At 32.3% G+C, this 19,384-nt stretch carries 18 protein-coding genes; 4 read left to right on the top strand and 14 right to left on the bottom strand.

Annotation, left to right across the window (positions count from 1 at the left end; all coding sequences use genetic code 11):
* Positions 1–53 precede the first annotated feature (53 nt).
* The 3 genes from BMZ09_RS09835 to BMZ09_RS09845 all read right to left on the bottom strand — a co-directional run bounded on the left by BMZ09_RS09835 (position 54) and on the right by BMZ09_RS09845 (position 4,949).
* On the bottom strand, positions 54–593 hold the full coding sequence (locus BMZ09_RS09835; protein ID WP_090840012.1) for a sigma-70 family RNA polymerase sigma factor: 540 nt from the start codon (positions 591–593) through the stop codon (positions 54–56).
* Positions 594–856: 263 nt separating this feature from the next.
* On the bottom strand, positions 857–1,330 hold the full coding sequence (locus tag BMZ09_RS09840) for an OsmC family protein (protein WP_090840131.1): 474 nt from the start codon (positions 1,328–1,330) through the stop codon (positions 857–859).
* Positions 1,331–1,535: 205 nt separating this feature from the next.
* On the bottom strand, positions 1,536–4,949 hold the full coding sequence (locus tag BMZ09_RS09845) for a methylmalonyl-CoA mutase family protein (RefSeq protein WP_090840014.1): 3,414 nt from the start codon (positions 4,947–4,949) through the stop codon (positions 1,536–1,538).
* A 144-nt stretch (positions 4,950–5,093) separates the two neighbouring features.
* On the opposite strand from BMZ09_RS09845, the gene purU reads away from it, so the two are divergent.
* From purU to BMZ09_RS09860, 3 genes are all read left to right on the top strand, one after another.
* Positions 5,094–5,948: a formyltetrahydrofolate deformylase gene (gene purU / locus BMZ09_RS09850; protein WP_090840015.1), complete on the top strand. Its 855-nt coding sequence runs from the start codon at positions 5,094–5,096 to the stop codon at positions 5,946–5,948.
* 131 nt (positions 5,949–6,079) lie between these two features.
* Positions 6,080–6,781 carry a DUF4197 domain-containing protein gene (locus BMZ09_RS09855; protein ID WP_090840017.1) on the top strand — a complete coding sequence of 234 codons (702 nt, stop codon included), beginning with the start codon at positions 6,080–6,082 and terminating at the stop codon, positions 6,779–6,781.
* Between the two features lie 243 nt (positions 6,782–7,024).
* Positions 7,025–7,222 carry a Lacal_2735 family protein gene (locus BMZ09_RS09860; RefSeq protein WP_090840019.1) on the top strand — a complete coding sequence of 66 codons (198 nt, stop codon included), beginning with the start codon at positions 7,025–7,027 and terminating at the stop codon, positions 7,220–7,222.
* Here BMZ09_RS09860 and BMZ09_RS09865 read toward each other — a convergent pair.
* The 3 genes from BMZ09_RS09865 to prfA form a co-directional block, all read right to left on the bottom strand.
* The gene (locus BMZ09_RS09865; RefSeq protein WP_090840021.1) at positions 7,205–7,984 is read right to left on the bottom strand and encodes an ABC transporter substrate-binding protein; all 780 of its coding nucleotides are present in this window, start codon (positions 7,982–7,984) and stop codon (positions 7,205–7,207) included. The genes BMZ09_RS09860 and BMZ09_RS09865 overlap by 18 nt on opposite strands.
* Before the next feature lie 273 nt (positions 7,985–8,257).
* The gene (gene pyrF, locus BMZ09_RS09870; protein ID WP_090840023.1) at positions 8,258–9,076 is read right to left on the bottom strand and encodes an orotidine-5'-phosphate decarboxylase; all 819 of its coding nucleotides are present in this window, start codon (positions 9,074–9,076) and stop codon (positions 8,258–8,260) included.
* Between the two features lie 34 nt (positions 9,077–9,110).
* Positions 9,111–10,187 carry a peptide chain release factor 1 gene (gene prfA / locus BMZ09_RS09875; protein WP_090840025.1) on the bottom strand — a complete coding sequence of 359 codons (1,077 nt, stop codon included), beginning with the start codon at positions 10,185–10,187 and terminating at the stop codon, positions 9,111–9,113.
* A 410-nt stretch (positions 10,188–10,597) separates the two neighbouring features.
* On the opposite strand from prfA, the gene BMZ09_RS09885 reads away from it, so the two are divergent.
* On the top strand, positions 10,598–11,257 hold the full coding sequence (locus BMZ09_RS09885) for an ATP-binding cassette domain-containing protein (RefSeq protein ID WP_090840029.1): 660 nt from the start codon (positions 10,598–10,600) through the stop codon (positions 11,255–11,257).
* Positions 11,258–11,260: 3 nt separating this feature from the next.
* Here the strand turns inward: BMZ09_RS09885 and BMZ09_RS09890 are convergent, their stop codons facing one another.
* From BMZ09_RS09890 to BMZ09_RS09925, 8 genes are all read right to left on the bottom strand, one after another.
* Complete coding sequence (locus BMZ09_RS09890; RefSeq protein ID WP_090840031.1) at positions 11,261–11,824, bottom strand: hypothetical protein; 564 nt, start codon at positions 11,822–11,824, stop codon at positions 11,261–11,263.
* Positions 11,825–11,966: 142 nt separating this feature from the next.
* Complete coding sequence (locus tag BMZ09_RS09895) at positions 11,967–12,911, bottom strand: DUF3078 domain-containing protein (RefSeq protein WP_090840033.1); 945 nt, start codon at positions 12,909–12,911, stop codon at positions 11,967–11,969.
* Positions 12,912–12,934: 23 nt separating this feature from the next.
* On the bottom strand, positions 12,935–14,113 hold the full coding sequence (locus BMZ09_RS09900; RefSeq protein WP_090840035.1) for an AIR synthase related protein: 1,179 nt from the start codon (positions 14,111–14,113) through the stop codon (positions 12,935–12,937).
* Between the two features lie 91 nt (positions 14,114–14,204).
* Positions 14,205–15,692: a carboxypeptidase-like regulatory domain-containing protein gene (locus BMZ09_RS09905; RefSeq protein ID WP_090840037.1), complete on the bottom strand. Its 1,488-nt coding sequence runs from the start codon at positions 15,690–15,692 to the stop codon at positions 14,205–14,207.
* 44 nt (positions 15,693–15,736) lie between these two features.
* On the bottom strand, positions 15,737–17,224 hold the full coding sequence (locus tag BMZ09_RS09910) for a CsgG/HfaB family protein (RefSeq protein ID WP_090840039.1): 1,488 nt from the start codon (positions 17,222–17,224) through the stop codon (positions 15,737–15,739).
* 16 nt (positions 17,225–17,240) lie between these two features.
* Positions 17,241–17,639, bottom strand: coding sequence for a curli production assembly/transport component CsgF (locus tag BMZ09_RS09915; protein ID WP_090840041.1), 399 nt, complete (start codon positions 17,637–17,639; stop codon positions 17,241–17,243).
* An 11-nt stretch (positions 17,640–17,650) separates the two neighbouring features.
* Positions 17,651–18,748: a CsgE family curli-type amyloid fiber assembly protein gene (locus BMZ09_RS09920; protein ID WP_177183527.1), complete on the bottom strand. Its 1,098-nt coding sequence runs from the start codon at positions 18,746–18,748 to the stop codon at positions 17,651–17,653.
* A gap of 103 nt (positions 18,749–18,851) precedes the next feature.
* Positions 18,852–19,367 carry a hypothetical protein gene (locus tag BMZ09_RS09925; RefSeq protein ID WP_090840046.1) on the bottom strand — a complete coding sequence of 172 codons (516 nt, stop codon included), beginning with the start codon at positions 19,365–19,367 and terminating at the stop codon, positions 18,852–18,854.
* Positions 19,368–19,384: the final 17 nt, after the last annotated feature.

A 19,384-nucleotide genomic window follows, 5' to 3' on the forward strand; every position in this document is an offset into this window, starting at 1 on the left:
TTAATTATGATAAGTAAACTATTAGTGTAATCTGTAGTTGGCAAAGATACTAATTAATGGCACATTTTACAGTCTGCTTTATCTTTAACTTCTCCAACCAAAAAACCATCATCATTAACCACAAAATCACAACAGTCTACAAAACCTTGTGCAATTAGTTTTCGTCCGCGTTGTATTTGAGATTTAACTGTTGGTAATGCCAAATGTAATTGTGCTGCAATCTCTGATTGCTTTACACCTTTTATATCACTTAAAAATAGTGGATCTCGATACTTTTTAGGCAAACTTTTAATAATCCCATGTAAACAATCAACTTCTGTATGTTCTAATTTTTGTTCTTCAAAAATAAAATCTTCGTCAGTCGTTTCATAAACTATTTTTTGACTTCTAAAATAATCTAAAACAGTATACCTTGCTATAGAAAACAACCAAGACTTCAGTTTGTCTTTATCCTTTAAAGTATTTAATTTAGTGTGCACTTTTATAAACGTTTCTTGCAATAAATCGTCCGCTACCACAGCATCTTTTACTTTACTAAAAATAAAATATTTGATGTCGTCTGCATGTAATTTCCAAATGTCTTGAGTATCCATAGTTATGTATTAAAAGAAACGCTAATCTTAGTATAAAGTTACCAAAACTAGCGTTATTATTACTTCTTTTAAGTGTTGCTTAACAGTTGCAATTTGTACAAGTACAATTATCGCAAGTACAGTTTTGGCAATTTCCTTTTGAGCAACCGTCACAGTTACAATTACAGTCTTTATTTTTCATGATATCTATTTTTATGTTCATATAATAGACGTGAATACTTTAAAAAAGATGCAAAACATGTGAATTATTTTTTAATACTTGATTATCGGACTACTATTGTCGCGTCATGAACAATAGGAAAATTACATGAATTAGCTATAAAACAAAGTTGATTAGCTTTAGTATGAAGACTTTTTGCCAACTCTTTTTGACTTGCGTCTTTTATACTTACAACTGGTTTTAATCTTACCGTTTTAAAACTACCACTACCTGAAGCATTGACTTCTAAATCGCCTTCAGCATTATCTGTATAACTTAATACTTCTATATTATTTTGAGCACAGACGTATAAATAAGACATCATGTGGCATGATGTTAACGCCGATAATAATAAATCTTCTGGATTGTATAAAGCGTCATCACCTCTAAATGGTTTTGCTGCGGATACTTTTAAAGGCGTTGCCTTGTTCTCTATCAGCACCTCATGATTACGACTGAAGGTTCTTGGGTTTTGCGTGCTTTCGCCTTCATTTATATTCCAATTTATAGTTGCTTTGAAGGTGTGATTGATAGACATATTTTTTTTTATTGAATATAAAAAAAGCGTTTCAGATTGAAACGCTTTTTTTGTTTTATGTATTGAGATTATTGATTTACTCTTAATGACAAACGCTAGTTTATCTTTTTCGTTATTCACGAAAAATTATTTTCTTAGATCCCAAATCAAGTTTGGGATAAGCGATTCGCACCATTTTTACAAAAAATAAAAATGGGCTCTCTGCTTACATGTTGCGACGATACTGTCCTCCTACTTCAAATAAAGAGGATGTAATTTCTCCTAAACTACATACTTTACAGACTTCCATTAAAGCCTCAAATATGTTTTCGTTGTTAATCGCACGTACTTGTAAATCTTTTAACAAGGCTTTTGTTTCATTTGCCTCATGAAGATTTGCTAACGTTTTAATCTGGAATTGCTTTTCTTCTTCTGTTGCTCTAATCACTTCCGCAGGAATAACCGTTGGCGATCCTTTAGAACTTAAAAAAGTGTTTACTCCAACAATTGGGAATTTCCCGTTATGCTTTAACGTTTCGTAGTATAAACTTTCTTCTTGTATTTTACTACGTTGGTACATGGTTTCCATTGCACCAAGAACACCCCCTCTTTCTGTAATTCTATCGAATTCTAAAAGCACCGCTTCTTCTACTAAATCTGTTAATTCTTCAATAATAAAAGAGCCTTGAATTGGATTTTCGTTTTTATTTAACCCTAATTCTTTATTGATGATTAATTGAATTGCCATAGCACGTCTAACTGACTCTTCCGTTGGCGTTGTAATAGCCTCATCATACGCATTTGTGTGTAATGAGTTACAGTTATCATAAATAGCATACAAAGCTTGAAGCGTTGTACGAATATCATTAAAGTCAATTTCTTGAGCGTGTAAACTACGTCCTGACGTTTGAATATGATATTTCAACATTTGCGCTCTTGCATTAGCACCATACTTGTGCTTCATTGCTTTTGCCCAAATTTTACGTGCCACACGACCAATTACAGCATATTCTGGATCAATTCCGTTTGAGAAAAAGAATGATAAGTTTGGACCAAATTTATTGATGTCCATACCACGACTTAAATAATATTCCACGTAAGTGAAACCATTAGATAACGTCAACGCTAATTGCGTAATTGGGTTTGCACCTGCTTCTGCAATATGATACCCCGAAATTGATACTGAATAAAAGTTACGGACGTTATTCTCGATAAAATACTCTTGAACATCTCCCATTAGTCTTAAGGCAAATTCTGTAGAGAAAATACAAGTATTTTGTGCTTGATCTTCTTTTAAAATATCTGCTTGAACCGTCCCTCTTACTTGCGCAATGGTATTCTTTTTAATCTCTGCATAAACGTCTGCTGGTAACACTTGATCTCCTGTAACACCAAGAAGCATTAAGCCTAACCCATTGTTTCCTTCAGGTAACTCGCCATTATAAGATGGACGCACTTTACCTTTATAAAGCTTAACAATTTTTGCTTCAACTTCTTTTTCTAGACCGTTTTCTTTAATGTAAAACTCACATTGTTGGTCGATAGCAGCATTCATAAAAAATCCTAATAGCATAGGCGCAGGACCATTAATTGTCATACTTACCGACGTCATAACATTTGCTAAATCAAAACCAGAGTACAGTTTTTTAGCATCGTCTAAACAACAAATACTAACTCCTGCATTACCAATTTTACCATAAATATCTGGTCTTAAATCTGGGTCGTTTCCGTAAAGCGTTACACTATCAAAAGCGGTAGATAAACGTTTTGCTGGTAAACCTGCACTTACATAGTGAAAACGTCTGTTGGTACGTTCTGGTCCACCTTCTCCTGCAAACATACGTGCTGGATCTTCTCCAGTACGTTTAAATGGATATAATCCCGAAGTATATGGAAATTCTCCTGGTACGTTTTCTTGTAAATTCCAACGTAATAAATCGCCCCAAGCTTGATACTTTGGTAAGGCTATTCTTGGGATTTGTAAGTGTGATAATGACTCAGAATGTGTTTCAATCTTAATCTCTTTATCTCTTACTTTAAAACTATAAATTGGATTTTTGTATTTGTTTACTTTCTCATCCCAACCTGTAATCACTTCCCAATTGTAAGGATCTAAGTTTAATTTTACACGGTCAAATTCGCCAACTAAAAGTTTAACAAAGTCTTTATTATCGGTTGTTGCTACAACTGATTCTGAAGCTATTCCAGCTTTATCTAATGCTACAGCTCCTTCTAAAACAGATTCAATAGTTTTATAAATTCCGTAAAGTTTTTGTGCAACTTCAACTTGTGTATTTGCTGTTTTGTCATAGGCACGATTACTTTCTGCAATTTCAGATAAGTAACGTGTACGTGAAGGTGGAATAACGAAAATTTTCTCGCTCATTTCCTGAGAAATTTCAAATGTCGATTTTAAAACCGAATCCGTTTTCTCCACTAACTTATCCATGATGGCTTTGTAAAGCGTGTTCATCCCTGGATCGTTAAATTGCGACGCAATAGTACCATAAACTGGTAAATCATCTTGGTGTACATCCCAAAGATTATTGTTACGCATGTATTGTTTTTTAACATCACGAAGGGCATCTAAAGACCCACGTTTGTCAAATTTATTGATGGCAACCAAATCTGCAAAATCAAGCATGTCGATTTTTTCTAATTGTGTTGCTGCACCAAATTCTGGAGTCATAACGTATAAAGCTACGTCAGAATGTTCCATAATTTCTGTATCAGATTGTCCAATTCCAGAGGTTTCTAATATAATTAAATCGTATTCCGCAGCTTTTAAAACCTGAACGGCTTCATTTACATATTTAGATAATGCTAAGTTAGATTGACGTGTTGCTAAACTACGCATGTATACTCTTGGCGAGTTGATAGCATTCATTCTAATTCTATCACCTAAAAGTGCTCCTCCTGTTTTACGCTTAGAAGGATCTACAGATACTAAACCAATTGTTTTTTCTGGAAAATCGACTAAAAAGCGGCGCACTAACTCGTCTACTAAACTAGATTTACCTGCTCCACCTGTTCCTGTAATTCCTAAAACTGGTGTTTTAGACGCTTTATTTTTAATATGAATTTTATCTAAAGTCGCTTTAGCAACGTCAGGAAAGTTTTCTGCCGAAGAAATAATCCTAGCAATTGCTTTAGGATTTTTAGTAGGTAAAATATCCAACTCGTTACTTAAAACATCTCCAATAGCAAAATCCGATTGTTCAACTAAGTCATTAATCATACCTTGTAATCCCATGGCACGTCCATCATCCGGAGAATATATTCTGGCAATACCGTAATCCATTAAATCCTTGATTTCTGAAGGTAAGATTACACCACCACCACCACCAAAAATCTTGATGTGCTCTGCGCCTCTTTCTTTTAATAAATCATACATGTATTTAAAATACTCGTTATGACCACCTTGGTAAGAGGTTAAACAAATAGCATTTGCATCCTCTTGAATTGCGGTGTTTACCACTTCGTCCACACTTCTATCGTGCCCTAAGTGGATTACCTCAACTCCTGTAGATTGGATAATACGACGCATGATATTTATGGACGCATCATGACCATCAAATAAGGCTGCTGCTGTTACTATTCTAACTTTATATTTTGGTTTGTATGGTGTTGCTTGTGTCATTCTTAAAATATAATGGGTTTTGAGGTTGCAATTTACGGAATATTCAAAAATATTGCTCTATAATCTGTAATTATCTAAAAGTTAAAAGCAAAAATAATAAGATGGCTTTTTTAGAGTAATTTTAGTCACTAATACCTATTGAAAATGAACAAATTAACCATCTTAATACACTGCAGTGATCAATCAGGAATTATTGCTAGCGTCACAAATTTTATTGCCACTAATAAGGGTAACATTGTTTATATAGATCAGTACGTAGATAGAGAGCAAAATATATTTTTTATGCGCTTAGAAAGCGAATTTGAAAGTGCTACATTTAAAACTGAGGCTTTCAAACATACTTTTAAGCAAGATTTAGCCGATCGTTTTAAAATGAAATGGCGTATTTACTCTACCGAAACAAAACCAAAAATGGCCTTATTTGTATCAAAATATGACCATTGCTTGTATGATATTTTGGGACGTTACAACTCTGGAGAACTAGAAGTGGACATTCCGTTTATAATTAGTAATCACAGCACACTAAAACCTATTGCTGATAGTTTTAATATTCCGTTTTATCATATTCCAGTAACTAAAGAGACCAAAGCGCAAGCGGAAGACCAACAATTAGAATTATGTAAAAAACATGGTATTAACTTTATTGTTCTAGCACGATACATGCAAATTGTATCTAGTAAAATTATAAGTCAATATCCAAACAAGGTGATTAATATACACCACTCTTTTCTACCGGCTTTTGTTGGTGCAAAACCATATCACTCCGCTTACAAACGTGGTGTGAAAATTATAGGTGCTACTAGTCATTACGTTACGGAAGCATTAGACGCTGGCCCGATTATTGAACAAGATGTTGCACGTGTGTCGCATACACATGCAATAGCCGATTTAATTGCAAAAGGACGTGATTTAGAAAAAATAGTTTTAGCCAATGCAATAAAACTTCATATTAAACGTAAAGTGATGGTTTTTAATAATAAGACTGTTATTTTCTCTTAATTTAGAATAATAGACACACACTTTTTAAGCTTGATTTTATTCTTTTTAAAAGTAAAACTAAAATAAAACGCAATTTTTGAATTAAAAACGCATCTTATTAATAGGTATATTTGTGCCTTAAATTATACAACATGAAAAAAATATTAGCCTTACTTATTGTTTTAAATTTTACTGCTTGCGCAGAATTACAGCAAGTTGTGAACCAATTACCTCAATCAGGAGGGATTAGCGATTTAGATATTGCTGGCGGACTACGAGAAGCTTTAGACTTAGGTATTGACAAACAGGTCTCTAAATTGACACAAACAGATGGTTTTTTTAAAAACGAATTAGTTAAAATTTTACTTCCAGAAGAATTACAAAAAGTAGACAAAGCACTACGTGACATTGGTTTAAGCAGTTTAGCTGACGAAGGTTTAAAAGTTTTAAACAGAGCAGCTGAAGATGCAGTTGGAGAAGCGACACCTATATTTATTAATGCAGTTAAAGACATTACTTTTACAGATGCTAAAAATATTTTATTAGGTAGTAACGATGCTGCTACGCAATACTTAACAAGTAAAACACAAACGGCTTTATATGATAAGTTTAATCCTGTAATTAAAGCCTCTTTTGATAAAGTTGGTGCTGATCAAATTTGGTCTAACTTAATAAATAAATATAATGCTATACCTTTTACTAGTAACGTTAATCCTGATTTAACAGATTATGTTACAGGTGAAGCTTTAAAAGGTGTTTACAAAATGATTGCTGTTGAAGAGCAAGATATTAGAACTAAAGTGGGATCTAGAACAACTGCTTTACTTCAAAAAGTATTTGCTTTACAAGATTAACCGTTTTGTTAAACTTAGAATAATACTAAGTTAACATATAAATAAAATATATACTAGATATTTGCTGTGTAAAAGCGTCGCACTCAGACTCCTTTTATTGAGTTAGTTTAGTTAGTTAATAGAGTCTATTTTTTGTGGTAAAGAATGGGCTCTTTTACTTTTTACGATTTTATTGTTAGTTTTTCTTTTTTTATTAAAAAAATAAAAGTAATTTAATTACCTGAAAAACAGCCTATAACAACTATGACTAGCCCCAATCTAATCAGACAAGAACAAAACAAACTAAACGAGCGCTATAAAGCATTAATCGAGCGCTCTTACAATTTGCGGCAAACAGATCACGAAGCAAGTGACGTTTCTGCTTATCAAGCGGTCAAGCTTTTAAACAAGATGAATAAACTAAATTATTTAGCTAGAGAAAGTCTAAAAGCCCTTTCTTAATTGCTTAAAGTAACTAAACGCTTGTACTAATCTTGATCCATACCACGAAAAATATTCTCCGTCAACCAAAATTGTTTTAGCATTTACAAATTCGGATTTATGTTTACTTTTAAATGGATAAGGCTCGCTGGAAAGTAACACCAGGTCCAAGCTATCTTTATCCTGAATCTTAGCAATATCCACTTGAGGATATCGCTTTTGATTAGCATAAATATTATCTAATTTATTTAATTGAAGTAAGTGGTTGATAAATGTATTATTTGCTGCTACCATCCATGGATCTTTCCAAATAAAATAAGCGACTTTTAAAGTGGGTTTGTCATTTATGTACGCTTTAAAATCCATTAACTTAGTTGTGATTTTAGCCTTAATACTTTCTGCTTTTGCATCAACATTAAATAGTTGTCCGTATTGCATTATAAGCTCTAAGCAATCTGTAATTGTAAAAATATCGGATACATGCACCGCACAGATGGATTGACAGTCTTTTACAATAGCTTCTGTATTTTCTTCTTTGTTACACAAAATAATATCAGGCTTTAATGCTTTAATCTTTTCTAGATTAATTTGCTTTGTGCCTCCTACAACCTGCTTTTCTCCTTTTAAATGTATTGGATGTATACAAAACTTAGTAAGACCAACAATAGTATCCTCTAAACCTAAATCATAGAGTAATTCGGTTTGAGAAGGCACTAACGAGATGATACGTATTGGTGTGGTATCAAATGTTAACACATTACCTATTTGATCTTTAATTTTCATTTAATTATTACTTTAACCGAATGTTACTCCTCTAAATAATGCGATACTGAAATATATTCAGCATAACGTAAAGTTCTTATTTTATCTATAAATTACAATAGTCTAAGTATTCTAATCCTCTATGATAATAATTAACTTACTTTAATAATAATAATAATAATAATAATGCGATACTGAAACAAGTTCAGCATGACGTAGCGAGACAGCATTTTTTTTACTGACACTAATAATGTGATGCTGAAATAAATTCAGCATGACGGAGCGTTCAATTATTTATTTATTATTTAAAACAACTTCCATTTGTTGTTGTAAGTCTTCTGCTTTAGCTGCTGCTGCTTGCGCAAAATCATCGTTGCTTGAAGCATAAATAATCCCTCTAGAAGAATTAATTAGTAGTCCAACATTTTTGCTCATTCCATATTTACACACGTCTTGAAGATTTCCGCCTTGAGCGCCCACACCTGGAACTAATAAAAAACTATTTGGAACTATTTTTCTGATCTCAGCAAAATACTCGGCTTTAGTTGCTCCAACAACGTACATTAAATTTTCAGAATTCTTCCAATTTTTAGACGTTTCTAAAACTTGTTTGTACAACTCTTTTCCTTCTACTTGCTTGGTCTGGAAATCAAAAGCACCTTGGTTAGAGGTCAATGCTAACATTATTGTATGCTTATCTTTAAAGGCTAAAAAAGGCTCAACCGAATCTTTTCCCATGTATGGCGCAACAGTAACACTATCAAATGCTAAGTCTTCAAAAAAGGCTTTTGCATACATTGTACTAGTATTACCAATATCACCACGTTTAGCATCTGCTATTGTAAAAATATCTGGATGGTTATCATTAAGATAGTTTATTGTTTTCTCTAATGCTTTCCATCCTTTTAAACCATATGCTTCGTAAAACGCGGTATTAGGTTTATAAGCCACACATAAATGATGTGTTGCATCAATTATTGCTTTATTAAATTCGAAAATAGGATCTTCGGTTTGTAATAAATGTTGTGGAATTTTATTTAAATCGACGTCTAGTCCGATACACAGAAAAGACTTCTTTTTAATAATTTGTTCTGTTAGTTGTTGTGTTGTCATGCTATAAAAAAAGCCTCAATGAAGAGGCTTGATATTAAATATGTTCGTCACTAGCTTTTAATTTCTCTGTATTATCAGCTAATTGTAATTCGTCAATAATTTTTTGGATATCTCCATTTACAATATTTTGCAAATCGTATAATGTCAATCCAATTCTGTGATCAGTAACACGACCTTGAGAATAGTTGTAAGTTCTAATTTTAGCACTTCTATCTCCAGAGGTTACCATAGTACCACGCAACGCTGCATCTTCTTCGTTTTTCTTAGCTAACTCCATGTCGTATAAACGCGAACGTAATACTTTAAAAGCTTTCTCTTTGTTTTTATGCTGCGATTTTTGATCTTGACATTGCGCTACTAATCCTGTTGGTATGTGCGTTAAACGTACTGCAGAATATGTTGTGTTTACAGATTGACCACCTGGTCCTGAAGAACAGAAAAAATCTACACGTACCTCTTTTGGGTTAATCTCTACATCAAACTCCTCTGCTTCTGGAAATACCATTACAGTGGCAGCACTTGTATGCACACGTCCTTGTGTTTCTGTCTGCGGTACACGTTGTACACGGTGTACACCTGCTTCAAACTTTAAAGTCCCATAGACATCGTTTCCAGTAACTTCAAATTGGATTTCTTTAAAACCACCATTTGTCCCTTCACTGTAATCTACCGTATCTACTTTCCATCCTCTAGCTTCACAGTATTTACTGTACATTCTAAATAAATCTCCAGCAAAAATACTTGCTTCATCCCCTCCTGCACCTGCTCGTAATTCTACAACAGCATTCTTAGAATCCTCAGGATCTTTAGGTATTAGAAGCACACGTATGTCGTCTTCTAATTTAGGAATTTCCACTTTAGCTTCTTCATATTGCATTTTAGCCATTTCGACCATTTCGGCATCACTACCGTCTGCTATGATTTCTTCCGCTTCTTTTAAATTTTCAGTAAACTCAAGATAAATCTCGCGCTTATCCATTAAAAGTCGTAAATCTTTATATTCTTTATTTAGTGCGACGTAACGTTTTTGATCAGTAATAACATCAGGTTGGATTATTAAATCGCTAACCTCATCAAAACGTTGCTTTACTATTTGTAACTTCTCTAACATCTTCTTCTTAAAATTGTGAAACAAAAATACGATAATTTATGAATTTTCAATACTTTATAGTAGTTTGCTTACAATTAAAATATTAGCGCCTTTTTACCGTTAAAACTATATGTTAAATCAGTTTATTGCCATACTATACTATTACCGCACCTTTGCTATATGGTCTCTTATTATTAATATTTTACTATTAATAACAGGCAGTTCCTACCTAATAGTTGCCCTTATAACTAAACTATTTTTAATAATTTTGCTATATTACATCGTCTCTCAAACGGATACAAAACAAAAATTAGTTTTTTATAAAAACCTAGGCATCTCTGATTTAAAACTTTTTGGTTTTTTATATAGCATTGACGCTTTAGTAACTATTGCTTTTTTAAGTCTAATCCACCAATTTACATAGATACACTTTGATTTTTGAGATAGATAATGTAGAGCTTTACTTTAGTGAAAAACGCATATTAAATGGCATTTATCTAAAGGCTGAGACCGGTAAAGTAACAACTTTATTAGGCAGTAATGGTTCTGGAAAAAGTTGCGTATTAAGTATTGCTTTTGGTACGCTTATCGCGAAATACAGCCACATCCGACTGGACAGTAAACCTTTATTAAAACCACTATATCTTACCAAAGCTGCTGCTTATTTACCACAACACAACTTTACACCAAATCAAGCTAAGGTCAATACCTTATTTACACTATTTAATGTTAGTTGGAGAAACTTTATTAAAGACTATCCTGAATTTAAAATCTACAAAAACAACACAATAAAGACCTTATCCGGTGGAGAAAGACGTGTGGTCGAAATATATTTAATACTAAAAAAGAAAGCTAAAATTATATTTTTAGATGAGCCCTTTAATGGTGTGGCTCCGTTATATATTGAAAAAATTAAGGCATTAATTATTGAAGAAAAAAAACACAAAGCAATTATACTAACAGACCACAGATACACCGAAGTTATTGAAATAGCAGACACAATATATTTAATAAAAAATGGATGCTCAAAATTAATTGAGACCCTTACAGAATTAGAAGATTACAAATACTTGTCTCAAGGTAGCTTGTAGTAACTAACTTTTAATCTGTTCTTGTTTATTAAAAAACACATAATAACCCAAGCACATAAACCCTAAAAAGTATAAGATTCTTTCTGTAAAGAAAAACAAATCCGCATCAAAAAAATTAGCAATAAACCCGTTTAAATCTGTAAAAACAAACAAAAAAGTAAAGCCCGTAAAACAAACTGCTTTCTTAGATTCGTTTAAAAAATAGTATTTAGCAGCCAAAGCACATGACAAAATACAAATCACCCAATACGCCTGTATTGATAAAATTTGAGTATAATCCAAAACATTAGTCGTCTCTGTAATAGCCTTGTAACCAATTAAAATATTGATTGCTATAACGACTACAAATAATAACGTAATAGTATTTCCTAATTTTTGAAATCTGAGCTTAGCAGAAAGCATAACACACAATATTAAAAAAGCCACCATCTTTATAACTGAATAAATCTCAATTACATACGGCTGTAAATAATACAAATCAAAACCATCCGCAATAACTAATAACGTTAAAAATGGTAACAGCAAACGGTCTTTTACACCTAAAAACAGAAAGAATAATAGGTACAAAAAGCTAGATACCAGTCTAATTATCTGACTATAAAAAAAATCCAAAAACACTATTGATGTTATATTAATTATAACAACAACAAGAGTGACTATGTTAAAAAAGGATTTAGATTTCAAATATTGCTTTTTATAAATATAGCAATTAAAAATCTACTATCACACCAATTCCTAATAGTTGTTTCCATTGTAAAGCTGCTCCACGCTCCACAAACTCATCCTCCACATTTGTTTCTTCAATAATCTTAACATCATTATCGTATCTAATATGAGATCCTAAGGTTGCTTTTACAAAATCGTTAACCTTAAAATCAAACACAACTTCCCAGTCCACATCTATATTTCCAAAACTATTTAAATAATCGGTATATAAACTTACTCGGTTTTTTAGATATACATTTTCTAATACTTCTGTTTCGTATGCATTAGTGACCAGAATACCCATTTCCGTCCTCACATTTTCACCGTTTTTAATTTTATTACCCAACGTATCAAACACTGCTTTTTCGACACCAAACGCGCCAGAATCAGCTAACTCTTGATCTAAGACAAAAGTAGCTTTAAACGTTAAAGGGGACATATAGAAGGATAATTTTTCGATATTCTTACCATATTCCACACCACCTCCGATAAACAAATATCCCGGAGCCATAAAACTAGAAATAGAATTGTCTCTATTTGGATAATTATATCCGTTGGTGTATTGTGTTTTAAAATTAAAACGCCCTGAATAATACCAATTAGTAATGGTGTCTTTTCTGTATCCAATGGTAGAAATTAACTCAAGCTCGTCTTCCGTTTTACGTAACTTCTGACTTTCTTGCTTATTTACACCATAACGTGTTCTAACCTCGTTAAACCATATTAGATTGTTTTTTTTATAACGTAAACTAGATTTAATTGCTAATAATGCCGAAATTGAATTAGCGCCACCAGCATTCCAATTAACAAAAGTTACTTCGTTAATATCTACGCCAATCTTGTTTTTTTGTTTCCATTTAATGGTATCAACAACTTTTACTTCAGGTTCCGTCTGCGCGACCAAATTAGTAACGCAAAACATGAAGCACATTATAAAAATGTATCTCATATTTTTTAAAAATTAATTAGTAATTAATATTCAAACGTTCCGTAAGGACTTTCTATTGTTAGTTTTTTAGAATCTGAAGCTTCAACACGACCAACAACCTGTGCATTAACATTATAAGATTTTGAAATTGCAATAATTTCTTCTGCTTTTTCTGGGGATACATAAATTTCCATTCTATGCCCACAATTAAATACTTGATACATCTCTTTCCAATCTGTTTTAGATTGTTCTTGTATTAGCTTAAATAATGGCGGTACAGTAAATAAATTATCCTTAACAATATGAAGGTTATCTATAAAATGTAAAATCTTAGTTTGTGCTCCTCCACTACAATGCACCATTCCGTGGATATCTTCACTTGTATATTTAGATAAAATATCTTTAATAATTGGCGCATACGTTCTTGTTGGAGACAATACTAATTGTCCAGCATCTAATGGAGAGCCTTCAACTTTATCTGTTAATTTTACTTTTCCAGAGTACACCAAATCTTCTGGTACAGCAGCGTCAAAACTTTCTGGATATTTTTTAGCTAAATAATTATCAAAAACATCATGTCTTGCAGAAGTCAATCCGTTACTTCCCATACCTCCGTTATAGCCTTTCTCGTAAGTTGCTTGGCCAAAACTTTCTAAACCAACAATTACATCTCCTGCTTTTATATTAGCATTGTCAATAACGTCGCTACGTTTTATTCTAGCCGTAACTGTAGAATCTACAATTATTGTTCTAACCAAGTCACCAACATCTGCTGTTTCTCCTCCAGTACTATGTATTGTTACTCCAAAACCTTTTAAGTCTTCAATCAACTCTTCGGTACCATTAATTATAGCCGATAATACTTCACCAGGAATTACACTTTTGTTACGTCCTATTGTTGAGGATAACATGATATTGTCGGTTGCTCCAACACATAACAAATCGTCAATATTCATTATTAAAGCATCTTGGGCAATACCTTTCCAAACAGACACATCACCAGTTTCTTTCCAATACATATACGCTAAAGACGATTTTGTCCCTGCGCCATCTGCGTGCATAATCAAGCAATACTCCTGATCGTTAGTTAAATAATCTGGTACAATTTTGCAAAATGCTTTAGGAAACAAACCTTTGTCTATATTCTTTATCGCATTATGCACATCTTCTTTTGATGCAGATACACCTCTTTGACTGTAACGTTTTGAAATTTCTGAACTCATTGTGTTGTGTTAAGCAACAAAGATATTTATAAATAAAAAGCACACAAATATTTGTGTGCTTTTATAAGTAAATTTACAAACGGGTTATTAACTACTTCCAGTCAGGCATTTTTGCATTTTCTATTAATATTGTAATCTCTGACAAGGTTGCCAAACTTAATTTAGTAACATTTTGTTGTGATACACCATCATTAGATGTATTTACGTAAATAACCTCTGCTTCATTAGGAGAAAACTTAGGGTCTAAATCATTGGTTCCTGCAGCTTTTGAAGTCGAAATATCCGTTGCTGTCATAGTACCAATGTTATAAATAAACATATGCGTATCTAACTGCCTGTATTCTGCGTTTTGATTACCAGAAATATCATAACTGTATAATAATTGAGAACCATCAAACGCATAATCTAAACCACCAGCTGCTCCAGCTACACCTTGCAACACATAATCAATAATAACTCCTGAATTATTGATTGTATAGATCTCTACATTGTACCCTACAGTATTATTTGTTTTTACAGCCATACGCTGCGTACTTTGGTTCCAATCTACTTCTGTAATAAAATTACCATTTAATGTCTGGTGTATTTGAGTAACGCCAGAACCGTTAGTATTAATTTTATATAATTTATCAAAACTTGCATAAGCAAATTTGGTATTACTGTTGGTCCATTCAAAATCCAACTCCTCTAGATTAAATCCATTTACAGGAATACTATTAGTTACCTGTGTTACATTAGCACCATTTAGGTCCATTGTGTAAATGTGAGTTTGTCCTCCGTTAGATCTTAAAAAGGCTAATTTGTCTACATTACTAGCTTTTCTTGGTCTCCAACTATTACTACTTGAAGATGTTAATTGATATTCATTACCGTCAGAATCTGCTGAAAAGATCACATTGTTTCCATTAATTTTTCTTGTAAAAAACAATCTATTATCCGGAAACTCTAATGTTTCAAAATTAAAAGTAGTGCCTATAACAACATCATTTATGTTGTCTGAAGCGGATACTTGCCAAAAGTATTTTGTACCATAGTCTAAGCCCGAAACTGTTAATGTCGTGTCTATGATATCCGTATACATTAATACGTCAGAATTCTGATCGTTTAAAATCTGAACTTCATATACCAAATCATCTTCTTCAGGATCAGAACCAGTCCAAACCAAATCTAAAGTTAAACTTTGACCAGTACTATTATTAGCAGGAGCGCTAAGTATGGGTGCATTTGGTGCATTATTATTTGCTGTCTCCACATCTAATTCGAAAATAACATTTACGCTATTATCCTCTGTAACAGTAGACGATTCAAATTTAGATAAATACCCGTCTTTTTGCGCCTCTATAGCATAGGTGCCAACAGTTACATTATTGATTACAAACTCACCAGAAGCATCAGTAAAAACGATACTTGTTCCTGGGTTTGTAGAAATCTTTGTGTTTTCTAATGGTATATTATCGCCTTTAGACACGACTTTACCAGTAATTGCTCCCGTACCACTAAGTGACACTTTATCCTCACTACAGCTAACCACAGCTATTAAAACTAAGATTAAACTTATATACTTTGAAATTATTTTCATCTGTTTCAATTATTTAAATGTTAAATTAAAATTTAACAGATTGTTTAATTATTTTTATTTTCCTGACGAGCTGCTTTTATTTTTTCTTGCATCTGTCTACGATTTGCTTTTTTTGTCGCTTTCAACTCAGCTCGTTCCAATCTTTTCTCCTCTTTACGTTGATTAAATTTGGTATTGGGTTTAGACAAGTAAAAATTGACACCAACTCCAAAACGATAAAACATATCGTCAACTTTTCCGGCAACAACACCGTCAACCTTATCTGAAAACACAAGATTATGCTCTCCATAAATATAGACTCCTAGATTATCTTTAACCAAATACTCTAACCCAAAACCGGCTTGCACTTTAGGATCTATAGCTTCAAAATAATTAGAAGCGTTAGTCCCTACTCCTGCAAATAAGTATGGTGTTAAGTTATCATATGGCAACACGCTATATTCTAAATTTAAATCAAAAGACATAAAACCTTCGTTTAAAACCTGTTTGTTTTCTAAATTAAATTTATTGTAGGTAAACCCCAAGTTTAAATAAGGGTTTAAAGTTTTTTTAAATCCAATTTTACTATTAAATTCTGGCTGAGGATCAGGTAAATCTCCATTTATTAACGTCCCTCCTAATGCTGCAGTAACCGCATAATTTCCGCGTCTTTCTGTTAGAAAACGCTCATACAGCTCCGTAGAAATTGCTTCATCCTTTTCTGCATCATAATCTGCAATTAATTTAGCTGTAGACTCCTCGCTTAATCGTGGTAGCCAAACCTCATCTTTTATACCTTCAATAATCAAAGCTTCTACTGCCTTTTCAATAGCTTCTTTCATTGCTAATTGAACTGGTTCATTTTTTGTAAATCCGATTTCTGTTTCAAGTAACCTTTGATACTTAACGTATTTAAATAAGTTAGCTGATACCGCTTGAGATAAAATAGTTTTTGAAATATAAACTGTTTTCAAGATTTTACCTGTAGATGTTGATACTGCTCTAAGGTAAACCGTTATTCTGTCTTGTCTGTATTGTGTAGAGCTTCCGATACCTAGATAACGCGCTCCTGCACCACCGGTTATGATATTAGTGTCATAAGATATAACACCACCTTCTAGTAAAACACCTGCATATAATAATGCTGGTAAAACGGGTTCGTTAGGATTTTTATTTTTTCTATACTCGTCTCTTGTAGATCTTATTATGTTTCTTTCGTTAAGTAGATTACCTAAGTTTTCTCTTTCAATAACAGTAAACCATTTAGAATCTTCCAATGCTTTAATCAACATAGTTGTACCTCCTTGAGAAACTGCTGTACTAAACGTACTTCCATTTTCTACAGCTTTATATTGCCCTGTTTGATCTTTAAAATTATACACACCAGCAACTACTGGATTTTGAGGTAATGGAAAAGCTTCCAACTTACTAGTAACAGGACTTGTTTCTCCAATTCTGGCCCGTTCTTGCTCATAAGGCTGATTAAAAAAGGCACCACAGCTAGTTAATAATAAAAAAAGTATGACTGCAAACGCAGGTCTATAATTTAACATAATGTATCGATAAGAATTAGTTAGGGACTATAATTTGTGTTTGCTCTCCTGTGTCTGTATCTAGGATATTAACCACTAATCCTTCGGCAGAATCATATATTTCTAAGGCTAAACTACCAAAGCTAAAATTACCTTCCTGCAACTCGTCTCCAAGTTGAGTTTGAAAGAGTGATCTTGATAATTGACTTAAGATTTGTCTGTTTAAATTTTCGGCGAAAGCCTCTAAAGAGCTTTCATCATCACCTTGATTAGCATCGGGATCTGTAAAAGAGTTTTGCGCGTTGGCAGAACTTAATAACCATTGGTAATTAAAAGTCTCGCCTCCAAATGCAGGATTAATTGGCTTATAAGATAATTGTTGTCCAACACAAAAATAACTTGTAAAAAATAACGATAGTATAAGTAGCTTTTTCATGATAAAAATAATTAATAGCGTTTAATTGTTTTTGATTCTTTTTCGAGTTTTTTGAAATGTTTATATACACTTATTATAGCGTAATCGTTCATTTGCTTTAAATACTCAGTACTTGGTCTTACAAAAAACGAAAAAATCTTATCATCACCAACTATAACCTCTATTTTCGTGTTTCGCCCTAAGGCTAAAATCTCTTTTATTGTAACCACTTTATTTCCGTTTATATTGTTTTGAGAGTACAAGGAATAAAACAGTTTATAAAAATCGCGTCCTGGTTTTGTTTTAGTATCTTCTACTACAATCCCATTTAACTCAAGACCATCTTTTTTCTCAACACTAATGTCCTGAGATTTTTCTTGTTCTTGTTTTAATTTTTCTAAAAGCAGTTTCTTTTTTTGAGCTTCGTCTTCAGAATCGTCATTAAAAACAATTCTATCTTGACCAATAATTTTATTATCTAAATCGTAAATTAAAAGTACTGCTATAGTTTTTAATTTATCATCTAAATTGAGTGTAATAGAAGATAAATCTACTTTTGTATTTGCTGACAAAATAAATCGCCCACTACTTTCTTCGACTATATTATTTACACTTTCTACTTTACTAAAAACAATAAATTTATAAATTAAACTTTTAGTTATTTCTGTTTTATTAAAGGCTGTACCCTTAATAACCGTAAAATCGTTTTGCTGATTAGTTTGTATTTTAGCTTCTACGTCATTGTTTATTAATTGTGCAGAAACTTTTATGGAAGTATCGTTAATTTTATTAGCAATATCTTTTTTGATGTCAAGACTATTTTGTCCATCATCATTTAATACAACCCTATCTTTACCTATAATGGCATTATTAGCGTCGTAAATTAAAAGTAGAATTATAAGCTTTGTGTTTTTATCAAAATTAATTGATGTTGTAGACAAATCTTTTTGCTGGTTTACATCAACAACAAACTCACCGCTTTGCTGGTTTTTAGATTTGTTATTATTTTGATCTGTTTTAAAAACAGATAACTTATAACTTAAGCTTTTTTGACTTCCAGACTTATTTATTGCAACCCCTTTAATATTAAGGTAATTATTATCTTGATTGACATCAAGCTTTGCCTCCACTTCTGTATTGTACAATTGCGAATAACCTACTGCCGTAAAGAGAAAGACAATAAGACATGTTATTGTTTTTTTGCTAGTACATAAAAACATAACATTATTGTTGTTAAAAATTTCTAATAATTATAGATTGATCTTGTCCTTGCATGGATATTTTAATTTTTTCTGACAAAGAGTTTGATCCAAACATGGTTAAATTTTGATTATTACCGGTTTGATTTATTGTTGCATTTCTAACATCCGATTTAAAAGGACTGTAATCTAAAAAGGTATTATTATCTCCTTTTTGAATAACCGTTTCTGTTAGTTTTGTACTATTTAAATCCAAGACTGTAACATTTTGATTACCATTTTGTATAATACTAATATCACTTTCAAATGATTCTGTAATACTTACCAAATCATTATTATCACCTATTTGCGCAATAAAAACAGAATTTTCTGTAGACGCAAAACTAGTTGCAGTATCAGTTTGGTTTAATAAAAAATTTTCTTGGGAAGACTGTGTATCAAAACTAGAGATTGCATCAGTATTATCTGTTGCTTCAAAAGTTTGAGCTGTAATTAAACTACTTGAGGTTAATATAGAAACAGCTATTATAAATTTAAAGATAGTTTTCATAGTCTTATGTTTTTTTT

Origin of the sequence: Olleya namhaensis, from assembly GCF_900114005.1 — a bacterium.
Classification (GTDB): Bacteria; Bacteroidota; Bacteroidia; order Flavobacteriales; family Flavobacteriaceae; genus Olleya; species Olleya namhaensis.